This is a genomic window from Cellulosimicrobium cellulans (assembly GCF_001722485.1).
Classification (GTDB): Bacteria; Actinomycetota; Actinomycetes; order Actinomycetales; family Cellulomonadaceae; genus Cellulosimicrobium; species Cellulosimicrobium cellulans_A.
On sequence record NZ_LWGL01000314.1, the window covers coordinates 1 to 1,690 of the forward strand.

3 protein-coding genes and 1 pseudogene are annotated in these 1,690 nt (G+C 72.4%); all 4 read right to left on the reverse strand.

The window, feature by feature from the left end; genetic code table 11:
• A pseudogene (locus JZ5iCDA_RS19485) lies at positions 1-305 on the reverse strand (hypothetical protein); the annotation flags it as partial.
• Entirely contained in the window at positions 286-699 is a 414-nt protein-coding gene (locus JZ5iCDA_RS17345) for a DUF742 domain-containing protein (RefSeq protein ID WP_069388225.1), read from the reverse strand. The gene JZ5iCDA_RS17345 and the pseudogene JZ5iCDA_RS19485, both read right to left, overlap by 20 nt.
• A gap of 10 nt (positions 700-709) precedes the next feature.
• The gene (locus JZ5iCDA_RS17350) at positions 710-1,159 is read right to left on the reverse strand and encodes a roadblock/LC7 domain-containing protein (protein WP_024839165.1); all 450 of its coding nucleotides are present in this window, start codon (positions 1,157-1,159) and stop codon (positions 710-712) included.
• Positions 1,160-1,195: 36 nt separating this feature from the next.
• A partial coding sequence (locus tag JZ5iCDA_RS19255) for a hypothetical protein (RefSeq protein WP_171905432.1) occupies positions 1,196-1,690 on the reverse strand: 495 nt, incomplete at its 5' end.

A 1,690-nucleotide genomic window follows, 5' to 3' on the forward strand; every position in this document is an offset into this window, starting at 1 on the left:
GCGGGCGTGTACGCCGCCGCAGGTGCCTGCTGCGCGGCGGGAGCCTGCTGCGCCACCGGCACCTGCTGAGGGGCGGCGGGCGCGGCCTGCGCCGCGGCGGGCCTGTCGGCCGTCTGCTCCGGCTGCGCGGACGCCGCCTGCCCGGACGGGGCGGCGGGCGCGGACTGCGCCGAGCCGGCACCCTCCGCGGGACCCGAGCCGTTCAGCGGCGACCACGAGGGCGCCGGGACCGTACCCGCGGACGAGCCCGACGACGCACCGCCCTGCGGTGCGGCGCCGGAGCCCTCAGAGGGTGGAAATGCCATTGAGAACACTCTCCAGGACGCTCAGCGACAGGCCCGAGTGGTTGCTGCCGTGGCCCGTGTGCACGTTGAGCGGGGTCGAGGTGTGGACGGTGATGTAGTTGTCCTCCTGCAGGTCGGCGACGAGCACCTTCGTCACGCCGAGCGGCAGCCGGAGCAGCGCCGAGAGCTCGGCGATGGAGACGTAGGTGTGCGCCGCGTGCTGCAGGATCGAGCGCTTCTCAGGAGGCAGGCCGAAGCTGTTCACCGCGCCGGGCATGACCTCGACGAGCGCCTCGAGCGGGAGGTCCGACGTGGCCGACCGCACGCGACCGCCGGTCACGGCGTACGGGCGGACGGTCGCCGCCTCGTAGACGTCGCCCTGCGTCCCGACGTTGCCGAAGGGTACGTTCGTCATCGATCAGACCTCATCCCACGGGGGCTCGAGTTGCACCGTCAACGGGGAGGCTCCCCCGCATCTCGGAGATCAGCTGCGGGGTCAGCGTAGCCTCCGTGCGCGAGACCAGGAGCGCCATCTCGTAGCCGATCAGGCCGATGTCGCAGTTCGCCTCCGCCACGACACCGAGCACGGACCCGTTCGACACGTTCATGAGGAACAGGAAGCCGTTGTCCATCTCGATGATGGCCTGGCGGACGTTGCCGCCGTTGAGCTGGCGGGCGGCCCCGCGGGTCAGGCTCGACATGCCCGAGACGATGGCGGCGAGCTGGTCGCCGCTCGTGCGGTCGAGCTGGTCCGACATGGCCATGAGCAGGCCGTCGGCCGACACCACGAGCGTGTGCCGGCTACCCGGTACCGTCCGCACGAAGTTGTCGAGCAGCCACCCGAAGTTCGTGGCCTCGGTGCTGAGCGCGTTCACTGTTCCTCCTCGTCAGTTGCCACAGACGGCACGTCGTCACCGCGCCTGCGGCGCTGAATCAGGGACATGATCCATGGTCTCGGGTGCCCACGTCGAACCGGCCTCGTCGGTCCCCTCCACGCGGCCGCGGGCCGTGCCGGACTGGAACGCCGAGAGCCGTGCCCGGAGCTGCTCCGGGTCGCGGTCGATCCGGGCCGTGAACCGGTCCACGTAGCCCTCGCGGTCCTGCCCGCGCGAGCGGCGCGTCAGACCGGAGGACGCCGTCGGCTCGACCCTGAGCGGCTGGTACGTCCCGCTGTCCGCACCGCTCAGCGCCGTCTCCTGGAAGTCGTCGGAGCCCTGCAGCAGGGTCGACATCTCCTCGTACAGCACGGCCGAGGCCATCCAGTCCGACCGCGCCTCGACGGAGTCGCTGATGTACTCCGGGTCGAGCGGCTCGAGGTCGGGGACCTGCCGGCGCACCAGCGGGACCGGGGCGCCGTGCCCGCCGGCCGGCTCGGCCGTCCGCGCCGGCGGCGCGACGGGGGCGGC

Coding starts and splice junctions, on each gene's coding strand:
- JZ5iCDA_RS17345 (WP_069388225.1), bottom strand. CDS start 699: ATGACGAACGTACCCTTCGGCAACGTCGGGACGCAGGGCGACGTCTAC.